We start from the raw sequence: 18,207 nt of genomic DNA, 5'->3' as shown, positions 1-18,207 counted from the left end.
AACCTTTTCACTCATCAGCGACTTGTTCGTCGATAAATCGATTGATATCGTCCATCATGAAGCCCTTCTGAAACAGGCTCCGTTTCGTACGCATCGTGCGTTCGCGAAAGGCATACTTGCGATTACGTTGCCACAGCTTCGCCCCCTGCGTCACAAGGGCTTCCCACTGTTCATCTTCATCGGGTGCTAGTGCCAAACTTGCAATCGCGGCCGTAATCGTATCGTTATCAAACCCCTTGGTCATCATACCTTGACGAACTTTCTGTTGCATCGTCTTAAAAGCTTGCCGGTGATAGCGTTTCGCTAATTTACGTGCGAGTTCAGTGGCGTTATCGACCTGTTCTTCGATACTGAACTGGCCAGCCAAAGCATCATCAATCAGCTGCTCACCCACACCCTTTTGCCGTAAGTTCTGCCGAATTACCCGCGGCCCCTTATCACTAGTGCGTTTGGCCGTCCGCACGAAGGCATCCGCGTACTGTTGGTCGTTCAGTAACCGCAATTCGCGTAACTGTTGCATCGTGGCGTCGATGACCGCCTCATCAATCTCTTCATCCCGTAACTTGTCATGAACTTCTTTTTCAGTCCGCAACTGGTGTGAGAGATAATCAAGCGCGCGCGTATACGCCTTGGAGACATCATCAGCCGCAATCATCGCCGTCTGTAGTTGTTCATCAACCTCCATGCCTTTGAAAACGCGGAATTTGATCATCACCGACTCACTGATTGGAAAAGCATACTGCTCGTCTAAGTAGATGTTATAGCGTCCAGCTCGTTTTTGGGCGACAATCTTCGTGATTTTTTTGGTCAACGACACCAACTCCCATCTTTTAATCGTTACTCCTATAGTTTACCGAAAAATTGACGGGTCAAACAACTAATTTCTCCGGGAAGCGCTAAGATATCAAAATGCTTCAGGACTTGGTCAGTATACGACTGCATCATTTCGTGATCCGTATCTGCCATCGGAGGCACCGATTGATCAGGCACTAATCGCCGGTGATGATGTTCCTGCAGTGCCGCTTGCAGTTGACCAGCCTTCTCAAGTTGACGGGTCGCCACCCGCTCACTCATGTCCACTTGGATCATGATCTGCCCATCATAAACCAAAGCCGTCATGAAACCTTGAGCCTCAATATGGTGCAAATAATGCCGATTATACCAACTGGTCGTTCCCCGCTTGGCGGTGGTTAGTGGCATCAGGATCGCCTCGCCATGAATCACGGGTAACTTGTGCTTCGATAACCCGATCTCGCCAGCGAGTTGCTTAATCAGCTGTGTCCCAGATAATCCCAAGCGTCCAGCATACGCCACCATGATCTGGCGCGTCGTCAGTTTCGTCTTGATCAGCCCTCGTTGGCGATCAAAGATGAGCGTATTCTCTACGCATGTTAGGTGTTTTATGTCAAGTAGAAAAAGTGTCTCCAGCACGTCGATTGTTGCAAATTCAGCGCGTTGCGCAATTGCTAATAATCGTTGTGGCTGTCGGGTGTCCCAAGTACCGGCATGGCACTGCCAAAAAGTGTTAACGTGATGTGGACCGTCAATATTTTGGTTCATAGATGGTAAAGCCCCCTCAAAATAGGTATTTCTCTCTAACATTCACCAGCCGAGCCCCCGCTGTCCGCGGTTATTTTAGATTAATCACATCATAACAATTACGTACAATCTAGGAAAGTAGTTGGTCCGCAATTTGACCAAATCTCATTGGAACATTAATAATGAAAATAAATCGTCACTTTTCAAGCTATTTTCACACCCGGCAGCATCAGCGACTGCTCGCTACACTAGCATCAACCTTGGCCAAGGAAATCATTCATAAATGGGGTTATTCAGATGCACGCTGATCGTTTTGATAATCAAGTTGCTTTCGATTTACTCGCCCGACCCGAGCACCAACGCCTACTGTACGGCGCTTTAAAAGCTGCCCAAGTCACTAAGTACCATCCACAATTTGAGGATTGTGTCACCGTGGCGCACTTGACTTGGCTGTCCGCCTACCAGAACTATGCACCCGAACTACCTGCAAACTTGCCGGATTTTCGTAAATTTGCATTTCGGCGGATCAAGTGGCGGACCGTCGACTATTTACGTAAGCAAACTTTGCGTACCCAGTCGCAAGTCAACTTGGTGCATGCTCTGCCCATCGCCATTGACCCCATGACCGAGCAGGAGACCCATTGGCAATTAACCGACCTCTTAACCGACCTCCTCGTTCAATGTCGACCAGGTGAACGCATTTATCTCACCGAATTCTTCCTCGAAGAACAATCCGTTGCCAGCATCATGCGGCGCCACCAGGTCAGCCGCCGAACGGTCTATAATTGGCGGGCCAGCCTACTCGTTAAGGCCCACCAGCTCTACCAGCAACAAGCTAGTGACAAATACGAATCATAAGACTGTCGAAGTCTGAAAGGAAGCGGCCATGCATATTTGGATGAACACCCACCTGCTACTCACAGTGATCGACGCTAAGCAGCACCGCTCGCGTCAACGCTGGTCAGCTGGACACGAACTGACCGACACCGACCTTGCCACGCTGATTGCTATCCTGACCCCACTATTTGCCGAAAAGCGTATCAGTATTACCGTCCGCACCGTCACCGAGTCGGCGGCATAAATCGACCCTAGGCAAAAAAAGTTTTGGCAAAGGCTGCACAAATCGTCAGGCTCAACCGTCTGTATTAATGTAAGCTGGCCAGCCTACCACCACAAAATTCGAGGAGGAACTCATCATGACTAAAACTTGGTTAAAAGCAACCCTGACTGTTCAAACAACTACGGAATTGGACGAACAACGTAAGCAAACCTTTAACGCAATCGCCCAAGACGCAACTGACGAACAACTTGCCGCTTTTGGCAAGATCGTCGAAGTCTTGACGGGCGACCAGTTCACGGCCGCTAACTTGGCCAACGCCTACCGCTACGATCCACAACCCATCGCTTAACACGCCCATAATAATAGGAGGAAGCGCCCATGAAAACTTTAGACTTAAGCTTTAAGACTAGCACAAACAAGGTTCACCACTTGAAGTTACACTACGCCAACGACAACTTGAGTAAAGACGTTGTTAGTAAGGCAATGGCGGACCTCGCTGCCACCAAGCTATTCGTGAAGGATGGCGAAAACTTAGTCGCCGAACCGCTTGCTGCTAAGTACGTCGAAACCATCGAGACACCAATCGTCACTGCACCAAAGGCTTAACCTCGCGTTACCTGCAATTACAAGAATCCCCGGTCAGTAATTGACCGGGGATTCTTTGGTTATCATTTAAAGTCGTCTTACTCTTGGCAATCACTTCAGAGCTAAATATCACAAGATAGCCGCATCGCTTTCGTCTCTTGACGGTCGACAGGGTAAATCTCGATAATAATACTGTTACCGACCGGATGCCAATCAATCGCTTTAACCAGTGCCCGCATAAACGTCCGCGTGATCTGAGTCTTGATCGAAATACCGCTACGCTCAATGTCATCATAGAAAATGACCCGTTGATCTAGCTTATCAACCTTAAAGTAGTAGTACGCATAATGGGCCGTCCCCCGTTTCAAAATTAAGTGGTACGAATTATTATAATCCGCGGGAAAAACCGTGATCCAATCGTCATTCATATCGGACATCCTTTTCACTTGAATTTGAGCTCTAATCTAATTGTACCTTGAACGGTGGTGAAAACCTAGAGGGAATATGTGAGAAATCACGCGAGAAAGCCACCGTAGCAACCTAAAATTTGCCAGCTTACTTTCGAACGATGGGCCAATATCAGCAGCCATTGTAACCATAGCCACAAAAAGATTCATTAATTTGGACTATCTTCTACTTAATGACCGTGATAAGAACGAGCTCTTTACGCTTCATTCAGCTTATAACTTATTCTAACCGTATGTCTTAAATTACGCGATTGCTAGGTTAACACATAGTTAATGCTTAGCAAATATTTATTCACCAATTGGCAGAGTCATCACTATCATACCGTTTTTAGTACTATAATCACCTCAATTATTTTTTCATAGATTGATTCACTTTCCCCTCATATTTATCCCGGTCACAATTATTAGGCCTAAACCCATAACTCATTAGAATACGTAGCTGATATTTTTTCTGTTCATTAACTAATTTTACGACGCACCACTTTTACTAACAGTTGCGCGCTTTTAAGTTGCTAATAATTGCAACTGGGTGAAATGCTGGTAAATTATAGTTAACCAAAGTTCAATTAGTCAAATCTAACCCTCAAAGAATTACAGCTTAAATATTGGTTTATTCCAGTACAATATTTGCTATAATGAGATTAGCAAGGCTGCAAAGTTAATCGTATCAAGCATATTTACTTGATAGCTATTTTGTACTATAATCATTAGGTTGTATCAATATGGTTCATACATAGTCAGTTTGTGGTAACCCGAACAGTAGTAATAGATTAACCTGGCTGTGATTTACGGGGGAAAATATTTAAAGGAAGCATAGGGTGTTACTTATGGAATTGAAGGAACGAGAAATCAGACCGATTACGATTGACGCCGGGCGTCAGCATCGTCGTTATGGTTATCGGTTCATTAAACGCGTGTTTGACTTTGTCGCTAGCCTCTTAGGCCTCATCATCTTATCACCACTCTTCTTGCTAATTGCAATTGCGATTAAAGTTGAAGATCCTAAAGGCGCCGTCTTCTACTCGCAGACACGGTTAGGTCGTGGCGAAGTCCCATTCAAGATGTATAAATTTCGCTCGATGGTTTCCAACGCCGATGAATTGTTGGAAAAATTACTTAAAGATAACGAGATTGATGGTGCCATGTTCAAAATGCAGGATGATCCCCGCGTAACTAAGATTGGGCGATTCATCCGTAAGTATAGCATTGATGAACTACCACAATTGCTAAACGTCCTTCAAGGCTCGATGAGCTTAGTTGGACCCCGGCCGCCATTGCCACGGGAAGTCGAAGAATATTCCGACTATGACAAACAACGGTTAGCCGTCAAGCCAGGTTGTACCGGTTTATGGCAAGCAACTGTTCGTAACAGTGTCGGTTTTGATGAGATGGTCAAGTTAGACTTAACTTACATTTCTAAACGGAGTGTCGCATTTGACGTCTACATTCTGTTCAAGACAGTGGTCATTATGTTCAAGCCTAATGGCGCTTACTAAACATAAAAATACGAACGCGCAACCAAACTCAAGGGGGAATTTGGTTGCGCGTTTTTGTAACCCATTGATTTGATCAGGCCACGCATCATTCGCGCGCCGTACCATCAAGGTTATTCCGCTTTCCTGCAAGCATCATTGATTCCTCTACCCCAACCGGCAAAATCTTTCAGTCCTTGATTATCGTGTGCACGACCATCACTCACTGGAGTTCTCCAAGTATTAAGCTAGCTTCCTAATTTAATTATCGTTGATATAACGATGTCGCTTTTCAATAGATTAACAATAACAATACTTTCGAATTTATAAAATAATAAGTTTGTTAATAACCAACCCTAGCCAGTTAAAACCACTATCAACCGGCTAATTGGCTGTGATACAATGAGTTGAATGTTGAGAAATTCAGCGTTAGACTGCTTAATTGCCACAAGGAGCCACTCATGCGAATCATAAGGAATTACTTTTATACAGCGGGGTATAACCTCTTAATATTACTAACGCCCCTCCTAACCGTCCCGTACATCTCGCGGGTCTTAGGACCGACCGGCGTCGGTATCAATGCAACGACCAATTCGATTATTACCTACTTTCTATTGTTCGGGACGGTCGGCATTACGATTTATGGTAACCGCGAAATTGCCTTTATTCGCGACAATCGGAAGCAACGCTCACAAACTTTTTGGGAAATTGAAATATTACAGTTATTGACCATCAGTTGTGCCTATCTCGCCTTTTTGGTTTTTCTCTTTTTTGAGCACCAATTGCAAATTTATTTTTTCTATCAATCATTTTATATTATTGCGGGTGCTGTTGATATTTCTTGGTACTTCATGGGTCTCGAGGATTTCAAAAAAACTGTACTCCGTAACATGCTCGTTAAGATTGCTTCTGTGATTGCGATCTTCATATTCGTGAAGACTCGCCAAGATACCGGAATCTACATTCTGATTTTAGCGGGCTCACAAGTGCTAGGCAATCTGACGCTGTGGCCATACTTACGGCATAGTGTCGACCGACCGCACTGGCGACGATTGAATCTCTTTCGGCATCTGCGGCCCTCATTAGCGTTATTCGTGCCACAAATCGCCACGACGGTCTACCTTGCGTTGAATAAGACCATGTTATGGCAGATGGATTCGCTGACCGCCGCCGGATTTTACGATTACTCTGACAAGTTGATCAAGCTCGTTTTAGCACTAGTGACGGCAACGGGGACGGTCATGTTGCCCCACATTGCCAACCTCTTCATGAAGCAGCAACTTGAACGCGTCAAACAATACTTATACATGTCCTTTGACTTTGTGCTCGCGATTGCGATTCCAATGGCTCTCGGTGTGGCAGCGGTCGCAACGACGCTCGCCCCCCTCTTCTTTGGACGGGCATTTGGGGCAGTCGACCGACTGCTGATGATTGAAGCACCCGTCATCATCCTAATTGGGATGAGCAACGTGCTTGGTCAGCAGTTTCTACTACCGACTAAGCAGACCAAGACCTATACGCTTTCCGTCACTATCGGGGCCCTGGTCAACATCGCTTGCAACATCCCACTTATTTGGTTTTGGGGCGTGGCCGGTGCTATGGTTGCCACGCTCATTTCCGAAGTGTGTGTTACGGGTTACCAGTTAGTCGTGACGCGGCAGACGTTAGCAACCCGACAACTATTCACGGGTAGTCTTAAGTATGTGATTGCTGGTGTGATCATGTTCGTCGTCGTTTACACCTTGAACGTCAATACTGCTGCTTCTTACCTCAATCTGGCCTTGCAAATTGGCATCGGTGCCCTGACCTACGTGGGGCTACTGTTCCTGCTGCAGCCGCCAGTACTAACTAATGCTGCAAAATTGCGAACTCGGATGCAATAACCCTGCGTTCGATTACTAATTCATACAACCGACTTAAAAGCGCCACCCACTAGACCGATCATCGTCTAGTGAGTGGCGCATTTTTAAACTATTAAGTCGTTATCTCATTAATTTGCATGCCGCATCATTCATCAGCGACTGCCCTCACTTGTCCGTGATAAATCGCAGACACCTTAAAAGTGGGTCCGCTTAGCCGCTTGTGGGAAGAACTTTCGTTTCAACAGATTATACGCTTTCGCCGGTAACTGCTGCTTTTCCATATACATTACCGGGACTTCCACATACGTAAGTTGGTTGTGGTTGATCCATACATCCAGTAGGAACTCAGATAGGTAGCCGAAAACGCGAGCCTCTTGAACATCATAATCTGTGATATCAATGCGATCACGCACAGCAAACAGAATATCAAAGACCCACTTGGCATAGTCGTCAAACTTAGGCCCCGACATGATCATCATATTAAACATGTGCGCCGACGTTTGATGCATCAACTGATCAAAGTCATCTAAGTAGGCGGCATGGCGTTCACTAATCACCGTGCGCATCATGTCTAGTGGTTCGCGATGATGTGCGTGAACGTAATGTGAATAATTTGATTCAATATAGTAATGGCGCTTTTTCGGGACGATGACATCGTATTGCTGCAATAAACTTTCAATTTCGGTCCTTGATAAAATACCGGCTAACTTGCGTTTAGGTGCCTCAGACAAGTAGCGTCGATATTGATTCAAGCCCTTAACATCCGCATGACAGTTCTTCCAGATCCAGTACATCGCCGTTAACTCGTTAAAGTTCGGGTTGCTTGCTGAAATATTGTCACCGACGTCATCAGGTTGATAACTTTGCGGTGCTGCCCCATGGATCGCCGCACCAACAAAAATCGGTCGGTAAGCTGGATCTAGTGGCATTTGATACGGCTTATGAGCCGCTACATAAATTTGTACTTTCATTCGCCAGTCCCCCTCTGGTGTGAAATTTGTGCCTCAAATCATAATAAATTTTCCATTATTTAATCATGCAAGTGTTTACAGGTGTCTGTTAGGTCAATTAATTATCTCGGTGTTTACCGGGTTGTACATACTAATCTAACGACGTTGTAGCCGACGAAAGAGATACTGCCGAGGTAAAAAGCACGCTCGAATTCCCGGAAGATGCGGAATTGCCAGCATGGCAACCGTCACAAAACCAATCCGGTAGCTGATTGCGATGAGCGTTGTCACGAGTGGTCCCGTCTGCGCAATCAAATGATTCGTCAACCAGCCTTCAATGCCAATCACGTTTAGGTCGATCAAATGGAAACACAGCACCACCAGCGATAACTGGCCGTAGCGTTTCAACCACTTAACCGGGCGTGCATTCGGATAATGACTAAGCCAGTCACTGACGCGAATGATACACAAACTGCCAGCAACGCCCCCCATGACGCTAATCAACAGATTAGGCGACGTTGGGACCGTCAACGCAAAATAACCTTGAAAAGCACTCACTAACCACATGAACGTGAATAATAAATACCAAGCAGATGACATTCGACTGAGCAACGCCGTTTGTTTAACGAGGTAACCAGCATATAAAAAGAGCTGTGCTAACAACGCGGCGTTAAAGGCCCACGGTAAATAAGCGACATGACCAAGCCAACCACCCAAGATTGCGAGAACAGCGAACACCCCGCCCCGCACGATGGCCTGACGGAAGCGCTGATGACGTCGGGACGTCAGTAACATCACACCATTGAACAGTTGCAGTGCGATAAACATACTGAGCAAGAACCACACGGCCCCAATCGGTTGAACTTGCCAGTGCCACGGATTGAAGACGATCGAACCAGCCCCGTATGCCGTGGCAATTAATCCTTGACGCCAACTTGGAAAATACGCACTAAGGAGCGGATTCGGCAATAACCGGGCTATCGCACTTACGACTAACAGCACAACTGCCGTTGCGAGATACGGTAGTAATAGGTTGATGATACCACGCTGACATTCTTGTCGTGCCGGGCGTGAGTGATATAAATAATCGCTCAACATGAAGAAAATCGGCATGTGAAAGGCGAAGATCAAACTACCGAAGAATTGCCCGTTATAGGGACCCAAGGTATGACCAATCACGACCGCTAAAATTGCGATTCCCTTTGCAATATCGATCCACTCAATTCTTTTGCGCATTGACTGAGCCTCCTATTGACTGGGAGCCGCCAAATAAATCTGGTAATAACCGCTGCAACCAGCGAACGTGTCGTAATAACCATACCAGTTCGACACTAACAATCAGCACCGCGCTAGTCCAAAGCCAACCAGACCACCACGCGCCGATAATCGGTGTTAGCAACCGATTAATGACCATAAATGGTGCCATCAGTAGACCGGCCACCAGTAAATCACCATAGCCCGTTTGAACAAAGTTATGCCGACGAACTGCTTTGGACCGTGGTCGATTCATGATCCAAGTGGCAATCGTCACCCACAGTGTCAAACACGGAATCGCCTGAAAAGTCTGGGCAAACGGCTGGCTGCTGATAAGGTCAAAATTTTTTTCTAGATTCACTTGATACATCGTGACCGACACCATCACGGCATAGCACCCACATGTCAGCAGCCACGCCACTAAGAGGTGTTCTCGCGTAATCCGGTGTAACACCTCCGTTTGGCTCAACCAATACCCCATCAATGCAAAAAAGCAACCGGCCGTAATCGCGAGCGGTGGATTAACACTGATCGTCGTCAGACCAGTAAAGTAGACCAAGATTGGTACCATGCCAATAAATACGAGCTCCGCCCAAAATAGGTATTGCTGAATCGCAAGACTGGCATGGTGCGCAATCACCCTGAGTAGCGGCAAGGTGACAAAGAAGCCCAACAGCTCATACAAAATGTCATAAAAGCCCACGGGCGCTTGGGCTAAAGCGGTAAAAAAGCCAGCGATGTTAAAACTCGTTAAACTACCTTGGGTGACCAAGTCTTCAAGATAGAAGGCTAGTGAGAATAAGGTAATTCCACCCATTATCCATAAGACTCGGCGAATCAACTGTGGCACGGTCAATGCCGTGCGCCGCAATTGATAGGCGCCCAGGGCCATCAACAATAAGTTGGGACCCGCTGCCGTTATCAATGCAACGACGAGCTGCGGATAGAACCAGATACTTTGTGGTTGATGGCTAAAACTAAATACCGCGTTCATCCCGGTATCACCGAATAGAATTAACATCAGGGCGATGATCAGGATCAACCGCTGCACCCGATAAGCCTGTTGATGATTCATCGGCACGACGCCCCCTTCGAATAACGACTGGTCGGTCAAATGCGGGACCGACTGCCGTTCGATAATTTGGTAAATCAGCGAATAACATCAGAATAAAGACGTTATACGTTACTTCTAAGAAATGCTGATCAAACATGCTACTGATGGCAATGGCCGCAAAGATTACCGGTAACAAATAATCGTGTTGCCGCGTCCGTTGATACAAAAACCAGGTCATACCGATAATTATAATCAACGTTAATAGTAATCCGTATGAAATCAACATATTTAAGAATGACGAGTCGATGAAGAAATACGTTGCATCACCGACACCATTGGTAAACGTTTCAACCCGATCGCCACCCCAACCGTTAATTGGGATTGGGGCTTGGCCGAATAATTTAACGCCATATGCTAATAACGCGTTATTCCCCAGCGCGAGTCGCGTGGACAAGGTATTATTGAGCGCTACCAGCATCCGGTCTTGATAATTAAAAATATTCGACAACCCAATAATTAGCCCACTAGCAAGTGGTAACATCAAAAAGCTATACCGAATCATCGGCCGAAGCCACCGAAGCTGGCGGCGATAGACATAGACCAAGTACAAGCTGATCAAAACGATTAAAGCAATCACATCCGTCATCGTTTTCGTAAACTGGTAAATCATTGCCAGGCCAAGCAACACGGGTAATAGCGCTACTAATCGAAAACGACGGGCCAGTAAGTATAAATACGCCGCACACAGATAGAAAATATGGGCCGCAAAATCAGTGGTATACACGACACCAAACGACTGACGTAACCCATCGGCAGTTGCAAACGTAATATTTTTAATCAGTCCGACTTCCGCAGCAACTAGCGCTAACAAGAGAATCGTCCCCACGACGCCCAGATAAACTTGAATGATCTGCCGAAACGAAACTTCCCGGGCCGCAATCACCAACATGATTGTCGGCATCAAATAATGCGCACCCGATGTGAGCGTCACGACAGTCACCAGCACGAGTAAACTGACTTCGCCAATAATCTGGCCGGGAGTCAAGGCATCTAAGCAAACCACGAGGCCCAGTAATGCAGCCAAAGTCGCTAATTCAATTAAAACGCCCACTCGATGCGGTATCATCTCGTTAAAGGTCGTCGTCTGTAGTGTGACTGAGGCTAAGTAGATTCCGAAGATAATCAGATAGAGCACATTACGGTGCTGCTGTATACTTGCTCCCCTACGTCTCATTATCGCGCCGCCCCCAACCCTGACCATATTTCACGAGGTACGGACTCAGCAACGCTAAGCCGCCCCCAGCAACTAATATTAACTTCCAAAGCGCCCCGCGAATCACGTTTGTCTCACGCGTTACGGTACGTTTAACTGTCTTCACTCGATAATTTTTTAAGCCCGTCAGATTAGCTTTAATCGCCACATTGAACGCCTGAGCATTCTGCTGGGCCACTTGCCGTGAACTACTCGTTGCTGTCACTCGCAAGACCGGTCGCCGCGCAACTGGTGCCGCTTGGACCGACTCACTCAGTTCCTGAATCGGTTGCCAAATGCCATAATGCGCATAGGCATAAGTGCTGGCTTGAGTCAGCACTGCACTCTGGTGTGGCATCACGTTGAACTGCGTGATAGCTTTGATATCCCGGCGTCGCTGACGTTTTAGACGGGCTGTTGACAGCCCTGAACGCGGCGTTTGCGCAATCTGAATATCAACAGATGCTTGATACACCGGCTTAGGTAGCCATCGATTGCCCGCCCATCCAAGGCCGACGCTTAGCATAATGATCAGCAATTCGAGCGGCAACCACCGCCACGCTAAACTAAAGCGTTCCTTTGGCTGTACCTTCATGTGCCTCACTCACTCCCACGTAGACTAATTTGAAATTGGCTCCAGAGATAATCAGTGACCAATAGATGCTGCTGCCCCACTGCTTTAAATCGCCGATCCAGCAACCGATAACGTGGCTGTTTCTGAACCTTTTCAGCTGTCGTTAAGTCAAATATTAGCCGGTAGCGATGCTTGGTGGTCGGTATCAAATTCACCGCGGTCACGCGTTGTGACTGCGCATGATTTAGCTTAACGTGACCAACCAACTTGACCGGACGCGTCAACCGCTTGGCACGATAGATGGTCAAACGCGTGCCACGCTGACGAAACAGGTACAAGTGCTGATCAATCAAGCTCATTCCAGCGACTTGGCGCGCTGGAAGCTTCCCTAGTTGTAACGCGTGCCAAGCTTTGACCCGGCCAGTCTTCGTGAGCTGTCCATAATAGAGTTTGGCACGGCTGCTTTGGCGATCAATGCCGCGAGCCACGACAACCGCTGAACCAGCCGTATCCGGAAGGACGGCTTGAACCCGACCTTGCTTAAAATCAGCCCCGTTAAAGTTCAACCGTTGATGTTGCCAATCTTTAAAATTAGTCGTCCAGTAACGGTCTTGCCCATCTATCAACGCCAAGCGGCCATTCGCGTACCAGACACTCGGCCGTGACAATTGCACATGCGGATAACTAATGGGTAGTTTCGTCCATATCCGGCCGTCTTGGCTGGTACTGATACGACCGTACGTTGTCGCATCACCTCGCTGCTGTCGATTTTGAAAGACCGGCGTGGCGGTATTCTGAGTACCGGCCTGTAAATACCGTGCTTGACGTAGCGTCTTGCGTAGCTCCGCCGTCGTCTGTGCAGAACGATACTTTAGATGCACTGTTTGATTACGGCGCGGCAACAAAGTCGACAATGGATCGCGATTCGTTAAGACATAGCCATTAATGCCAGATTGAAATAAATTGCGGTGATTGACCTTACCTACTAAGGTAATTGGTCCGGGTGAAATAATCGGCGTCCCATTTTGATCAGTTTGATAAATCCGCGTGACCGTGTCTTGACCGCGCTGAATACTCAGGGCGTAGCAAGCATATCCCAATAATAGTGCGAGCAATGCTAGGCTCCCCCACACAATTGCTAGCCGTTTTCTCATCTTCAATCATCACACATTCTTTTATTTGGTCGTTGCAAATTCCGACGCGACTGTCACTAAGGCCGCGTGAATCACTTGGTGCATGTCATAGTAGCGATACTGGCCTAGTCGACCACCAAAGATGACTTGGGGTTCAGCCGCGGCGAGCTTCGCATACTGTTTGTAGAGCGTATTGTTGGTTTGATTATTGACCGGATAATACGGCTCGTCACCCCGCTGCCAGTTCGCTGGAAATTCACGTGTAATTACAGTTTGATCCGCATCGCCCTTACCGAACTCAAAGTGTTTGTGTTCGATAACCCGGGTATACGGCGTCTCAGCATCAGTGTAATTGACTACGGCATTACCTTGATAATTATCCACGGGCACGGTTTCAGTCTCAAAACGTAGTGAACGGTAGGCTAATTCCCCTAACTGATAGTCAAAGAATTGGTCAATCATCCCGGTAAAGACGACTTTCGGGTATTGGGCAAGATACTCAGCCTTATGCGCAAAGAAGTCGGTGTTCGTTTCCACGGTAATTTCAGGATGAGCTAACATCTTCTCAACGATCTGCGTATAACCACCGATGGGAATACCTTGATAAGTATCGTTAAAGTAATTGTTATCGTAAGTGTAGCGTACCGGTAACCGCCGAATAATGAACGCTGGTAAGTCCGTAGCCTTTTGTCCCCACTGCTTTTCCGTGTAACCCTTGATCAGCTTTTCGTAAATATCGGTCCCAATCAACGCAATTGCTTGTTCCTCCAAGTTGCGTGGTTGCTGGTCACCGAGATTCGCCGCCGCGCGTTGTTCCGCAATCTTAGCGGCGGCTTCTGCCGGTGTCCGAACGCCCCAGAGTTCACTGAACGTATTCATGTTGAACGGCAAGTTGTACATGTGACCCTTGTAATTAGCGACTGGGCTATTCGTATAACGGTTAAATTCCGCAAATTGATTGACGTAATCCCAAATTTCACGGTCCGAGGTGTGGAAGATATGCGCCCCATATTGGTGGACTTGAATCCCCGCCACTTCCTTAGTGTAGATATTACCAGCAATGTGGTCGCGCTTTTCAATCACTTTGACCCGTTTACCACGTAAGGCTGCTTCATGAGCAAAGACGGCACCAAATAGTCCCGCACCAACTACCAAATAATCGTATTGTTCGTTCATGTGAATTCCCCCAAAATTAACTTGTTCTTGGTGAATTATAACAAACATTACGTGATAAACAATCGCTCAACATACGGATATAACGGGTTTTAATCAAATATCAGGGCTTGCTAAATTAAGTTTACTATCTAAATAACAAATAATATTATGATTACCGGTTTCAACCATTGCGACTAAATACAAGCAATCATCTGAATGCTTTCTAGTAGTCACTGGTCAAAAGACCAATAAACGTTGCTGTAAAAACAGTAAAATTATCCATTCGAATTACAAAATAAATCTAAAAATTAAATTTTGCTTTTCCGTCTAAAATGTCACCAAAACACAAAACTAGTTGTGCCAAGAAGTTTTTTCTCAGCACAACTAGCTTTTAATTCGTTGTTAATAATGATGAAGCTGATGTCCAAAATTGAGTCGGCCTGGTTTAGTAATCTGACCTTAAATTGCAATCATCACTGGTTTCGCCCGTATACAGTTCCCATGTCATCAGACAGCTCACGATCAGGCCCACACTAAAACTTCTGTCCCGGCATGAAGTTGGGATTCAAGCCCTCACGCTCGCGACTCGCATCACGTAACGCCTCCAAGTAAACTCTGATAACCATTTTGCGATAGCCACGATAAAACGGTCCACAGAGTTGAATGGCCAATCGGGCGTAGAATCCAAGCAACCATCCGAGACTGACCAATGAGTTTGCACGCCACCGCTTAATCGTAATCAAGCGATTGCGCTGCCCGTAATAGAGACGCCAATCGGGTACGAATTTAGACTTGAAGTCCAGGGACGGTAACGCCGTCTTGTGAATTAATTTAGCCGCACTCACATTGACCGGTCGACTCAGCTTGGCCGTCCGTACCGCGTACTCACAGTCATCCCACCAGATAAAGTAGCCAGCGTCCGCCACTCCCACTTGCTTGATCACAGCCACACTCATGAAAACACCGCAGAAAGTGTACTGGTCAAACTCAAAATTACCGCGATATTCACGTTCAGGGACCGCCTGCGCTTGAAAGGTACTCCAATTGGTGAACCGGTTCCGCTGATCCGCTTGCAAACGGCCATCCTCAATATACACACTCCCCGTCAAGATTTGGCGATTTGGATGATCTTGCTGATAAGCAATTAGTTTTTCAAAATAGTCTGGCTCAAAAATTGCATCATCATCGGACATTGAAACCCAATCCAAGTTCGGATCCGCCGCCACAATCTGCATCCCCCGAGCAAAGCCCCCAGCACCACCGATATTTTTGGTCAAATACCGGTAATCAACACTTGGATTAGCCAAAATATCAGCTGTTTGTAATTCAGTTTTTGTCCCATCCGTCGAATGATTATCAATAATAATAATTTTCGCGGGTGGGACCGTCTGATTCAGTAGTGCCGTAATTGATTCGATTAGTAATTGTTTGCGGTTGAAAGTTACCACAATCGCCCCATATTGCATGTTTGTCCACTCCTTGTCTTAACCTAACGTCCTTTATGGTAAATAATCTTGATTGCGCCCAAGCCGGTCATGCCAACCATCACGGTAACCTTGAACATACGCTTTTATCAGCGGCCCCGCTTGGCCCCATCTATCCCGAAAAAGCAAGATGGCGAATAATTTGCGCGCTAAAAAGCGACGGGCATACCAGCAGGTAACCCGAGTTTGCCCACGGTGTTTGAATAATGATGCCAGCCGATTACGCATCACGTAATATTCCTTCCACGGCGCTATAGCAGTACGAGTATACGTCGTTTTGTGTAGGACCAACGCGTCGTGGACATTTAGAAACTGACCATACTTGCGAGCCCGGAGCGCATATTCAAAGTCATCAAACCGAATAAAGTAATCCTGTTCAGGTAACCCAATTCGTTCAACAATGCCGCGACTCATTAAGATACCCACAAACGAAAAAATATCATACTTAAAGTCCTGCGCATAGTCGGCTTCGGCTATGGGCTTAACCGTCAGTGTTTGCGAATTGGTAATCATTTCACGATGCATCGCATCATGGTGTCCATTTGGTAATAACACTGATCCTGAAAATACGCCTTGTTGCGGCTGAGTCACAATCGCTCGCCGCATCGCCGCAAAGTAGCCGGTCTGAAAAATCGCATCATCATCAGAAATCGAGATCCAATCACAGTCAGTCTGCAATGCTAGCCGAATTCCAGTTGCAAAACCAGCGGAACCACCAAGATTTTGCTGACAACGAACGTAAACCAAGTGTTGATCATCAAAGTCAAAGTGTTGCTGAATAAATGCCTCCGTCCCATCCGTCGATGCGTTATCGATGACGAAGACATATTCTGGCGCTTCCGGCTGCGTCAAGACACTCTCAATAGCCTCCGCAAGTAGCGCTTTACGATTAAAAGTCACAATCACACACGCAATTTTTGTCATAAGCTTCCCCCAAATTGTTATGATCACTTAAAACTAATCCGAATTAGTCAGTTAAACTGACTAGCCGTTTCAAGTAATTTTTCATTATACTAGTCTAGTTTGATTATAGCTAGACGTGATGGTTAGGATAAAATATTTAAACCTGATTTTTAAGGGGATTAAACGTATTTGGAGGTTAGTTTGGAAAGATGCCTATCATTAACTGTGTCGTTATCAAAAACATGCCTTGATTTCAGAGTAATTTAAAAACACATCACAAAATTAGTTACCGAAGCTAATTTTGTGATGCACACTTTCTTAATTCTTTTTGATTTTCTATGCAATCCAGTCGTCGAATACATCCATCAATTCTCTTTCCTCAGGATAATCAAGATAAATAATTAACCTCGACACTATACTTCAGTAGGCAAATCAATTGATCATACTGCTTAATCATTTAAATCAATCGTAATTGTTCACCCTCTAAATTTTAAACTCATGGAACCTTAGAATTAAGATCTTACAATTTGTGTATGAATCTTGAGGCATATATCCAATAAAAGTATTCATATCTTCAGGATAGCCCTGGTTGTCATAAAATTTTTCAATTTCATCCAATAATTTCTTGTCATCAGTTACTTCATCATTGAGCTTGGACAGATAGACAAACCTAAGTTTTCTATTCTCTAGTTTATACTCATCATTGTTTTTTCAGATACTAAGTTAAAATGACACTTTATTTCAAATAATATTCGTGATGAGTCCTCGTCTTCAACTCCCCATGCCAGTTGATTGATAAATTCATCATTAATTCCGCCTCCCATTAGTTCAACAGCGTAATCTGAAATAGCTTGAATGGTAAAATACGCCATTTCCATGCCAACATAAATTGTTTCCCAATTATAGGTTAACCTTTGTGCTCTCAAATCTTTTAACGTTATTAAATTCATAATAAGTTCCTTTATTTGTCGTGTGTTTAGTTAGACCTCAAAGTTGTTTGGCCTCCAATAATAAATCTTCGATGACTTGCGTTTAACTAAGTTCCTAGCCGCACAGTTCATCGTCATATTTAGTCGATTGAACATCTTTTTACCCAGTGACCTTCCTCATAACTTTCTTAACAGTTGCCAAAACATTCGCACCTTTGTTAACTTAGCAAATTTATAACATGTTCGGGATCATTCAGTATTCTTCCTGATAGCAACATCATTGGGCCCACCTCTACACCTAATTTAGCCACTACATGATTACTATTCACTACTTGTAATCGCCCTAATATTTAGAATATGCTAAATTCATCAATATTCTAAAAACCAACCGATATCCGGCAAGTGCTTTTCGTCGAATATTGATTGGTTTATCTGATTAATTGATATTGCCTATTCGCATGATGCTTAATCTAAATTAATCAGCCATAGTAAATTAGACTAACCAGCAAGGCTACTGACCAATAACAACACTAG

At 45.6% G+C, this 18,207-nt stretch carries 20 protein-coding genes; 6 read left to right on the top strand and 14 right to left on the bottom strand.

Annotated features, from left to right (window positions below):
• Positions 1 to 7: 7 nt before the first annotated feature.
• A complete protein-coding gene (gene recX / locus V7R88_RS04680; protein ID WP_072535238.1) occupies positions 8 to 811 on the bottom strand; it encodes a recombination regulator RecX in 804 nt (267 codons plus the stop codon).
• Between the two features lie 32 nt (positions 812 to 843).
• Positions 844 to 1,602: a competence protein ComK gene (locus V7R88_RS04675; protein ID WP_054396104.1), complete on the bottom strand. Its 759-nt coding sequence runs from the start codon at positions 1,600 to 1,602 to the stop codon at positions 844 to 846.
• Between the two features lie 234 nt (positions 1,603 to 1,836).
• Here V7R88_RS04675 and V7R88_RS04670 point away from each other — a divergent pair, with 234 nt between their 5' ends.
• From V7R88_RS04670 to V7R88_RS04655, 4 genes are all read left to right on the top strand, one after another.
• Entirely contained in the window at positions 1,837 to 2,397 is a 561-nt protein-coding gene (locus tag V7R88_RS04670; RefSeq protein ID WP_054396107.1) for a sigma-70 family RNA polymerase sigma factor, read from the top strand.
• 28 nt (positions 2,398 to 2,425) lie between these two features.
• Positions 2,426 to 2,620, top strand: a complete 195-nt coding sequence (locus V7R88_RS04665) for a hypothetical protein (protein WP_060599268.1) — start codon at positions 2,426 to 2,428, stop codon at positions 2,618 to 2,620.
• A 115-nt stretch (positions 2,621 to 2,735) separates the two neighbouring features.
• Entirely contained in the window at positions 2,736 to 2,948 is a 213-nt protein-coding gene (locus tag V7R88_RS04660; RefSeq protein ID WP_003644190.1) for a hypothetical protein, read from the top strand.
• 29 nt (positions 2,949 to 2,977) lie between these two features.
• Positions 2,978 to 3,205: a DUF2922 domain-containing protein gene (locus V7R88_RS04655; RefSeq protein ID WP_003643208.1), complete on the top strand. Its 228-nt coding sequence runs from the start codon at positions 2,978 to 2,980 to the stop codon at positions 3,203 to 3,205.
• 101 nt (positions 3,206 to 3,306) lie between these two features.
• Here V7R88_RS04655 and V7R88_RS04650 read toward each other — a convergent pair whose 3' ends face one another.
• Positions 3,307 to 3,612 (bottom strand): hypothetical protein, encoded by a 306-nt coding sequence (locus V7R88_RS04650; RefSeq protein WP_011101326.1) that lies wholly within the window; start codon positions 3,610 to 3,612, stop codon positions 3,307 to 3,309.
• Between the two features lie 866 nt (positions 3,613 to 4,478).
• On the opposite strand from V7R88_RS04650, the gene V7R88_RS04645 reads away from it, so the two are divergent.
• Both V7R88_RS04645 and V7R88_RS04640 read left to right on the top strand, forming a co-directional pair.
• Complete coding sequence (locus V7R88_RS04645) at positions 4,479 to 5,147, top strand: sugar transferase (protein WP_003643206.1); 669 nt, start codon at positions 4,479 to 4,481, stop codon at positions 5,145 to 5,147.
• A gap of 437 nt (positions 5,148 to 5,584) precedes the next feature.
• Positions 5,585 to 7,006, top strand: a complete 1,422-nt coding sequence (locus V7R88_RS04640; RefSeq protein ID WP_054396118.1) for a flippase — start codon at positions 5,585 to 5,587, stop codon at positions 7,004 to 7,006.
• 173 nt (positions 7,007 to 7,179) lie between these two features.
• Here V7R88_RS04640 and V7R88_RS04635 read toward each other — a convergent pair whose 3' ends face one another.
• From V7R88_RS04635 to V7R88_RS04585, 11 genes are all read right to left on the bottom strand, one after another.
• Positions 7,180 to 7,956 (bottom strand): DUF4422 domain-containing protein, encoded by a 777-nt coding sequence (locus V7R88_RS04635; RefSeq protein WP_063731576.1) that lies wholly within the window; start codon positions 7,954 to 7,956, stop codon positions 7,180 to 7,182.
• 135 nt (positions 7,957 to 8,091) lie between these two features.
• Complete coding sequence (locus tag V7R88_RS04630; RefSeq protein ID WP_226319696.1) at positions 8,092 to 9,171, bottom strand: acyltransferase family protein; 1,080 nt, start codon at positions 9,169 to 9,171, stop codon at positions 8,092 to 8,094.
• Positions 9,155 to 10,264 (bottom strand): hypothetical protein, encoded by a 1,110-nt coding sequence (locus V7R88_RS04625; RefSeq protein WP_063723530.1) that lies wholly within the window; start codon positions 10,262 to 10,264, stop codon positions 9,155 to 9,157. Before V7R88_RS04625 ends, V7R88_RS04630 begins: the two co-directional genes overlap by 17 nt.
• A complete protein-coding gene (locus V7R88_RS04620) occupies positions 10,191 to 11,477 on the bottom strand; it encodes a polysaccharide biosynthesis protein (RefSeq protein ID WP_226319695.1) in 1,287 nt (428 codons plus the stop codon). The genes V7R88_RS04625 and V7R88_RS04620 overlap by 74 nt, the downstream gene beginning before the upstream one ends.
• Entirely contained in the window at positions 11,467 to 12,090 is a 624-nt protein-coding gene (locus V7R88_RS04615) for a polysaccharide biosynthesis protein (RefSeq protein WP_226319694.1), read from the bottom strand. Before V7R88_RS04615 ends, V7R88_RS04620 begins: the two co-directional genes overlap by 11 nt.
• Before the next feature lie 5 nt (positions 12,091 to 12,095).
• The gene (locus V7R88_RS04610; protein WP_338816508.1) at positions 12,096 to 13,223 is read right to left on the bottom strand and encodes a polysaccharide biosynthesis protein; all 1,128 of its coding nucleotides are present in this window, start codon (positions 13,221 to 13,223) and stop codon (positions 12,096 to 12,098) included.
• A 21-nt stretch (positions 13,224 to 13,244) separates the two neighbouring features.
• Positions 13,245 to 14,378: a UDP-galactopyranose mutase gene (glf, locus tag V7R88_RS04605; protein ID WP_057717752.1), complete on the bottom strand. Its 1,134-nt coding sequence runs from the start codon at positions 14,376 to 14,378 to the stop codon at positions 13,245 to 13,247.
• Positions 14,379 to 14,890: 512 nt separating this feature from the next.
• Positions 14,891 to 15,823 (bottom strand): glycosyltransferase family 2 protein, encoded by a 933-nt coding sequence (locus tag V7R88_RS04600; protein WP_226319692.1) that lies wholly within the window; start codon positions 15,821 to 15,823, stop codon positions 14,891 to 14,893.
• Between the two features lie 33 nt (positions 15,824 to 15,856).
• The gene (locus V7R88_RS04595) at positions 15,857 to 16,765 is read right to left on the bottom strand and encodes a glycosyltransferase family 2 protein (protein ID WP_226319691.1); all 909 of its coding nucleotides are present in this window, start codon (positions 16,763 to 16,765) and stop codon (positions 15,857 to 15,859) included.
• Positions 16,766 to 17,227: 462 nt separating this feature from the next.
• Positions 17,228 to 17,404 carry a DUF2247 family protein gene (locus V7R88_RS04590; RefSeq protein WP_260197015.1) on the bottom strand — a complete coding sequence of 59 codons (177 nt, stop codon included), beginning with the start codon at positions 17,402 to 17,404 and terminating at the stop codon, positions 17,228 to 17,230.
• Positions 17,405 to 17,430: 26 nt separating this feature from the next.
• Positions 17,431 to 17,694 carry a DUF2247 family protein gene (locus tag V7R88_RS04585; protein ID WP_264179706.1) on the bottom strand — a complete coding sequence of 88 codons (264 nt, stop codon included), beginning with the start codon at positions 17,692 to 17,694 and terminating at the stop codon, positions 17,431 to 17,433.
• Positions 17,695 to 18,207: the final 513 nt, after the last annotated feature.

This window comes from Lactiplantibacillus argentoratensis (assembly GCF_037290055.1).
In the GTDB taxonomy this organism is placed as follows: Bacteria; Bacillota; Bacilli; order Lactobacillales; family Lactobacillaceae; genus Lactiplantibacillus; species Lactiplantibacillus plantarum.
This window is presented reverse-complemented; position numbering and strand designations above follow the sequence as displayed.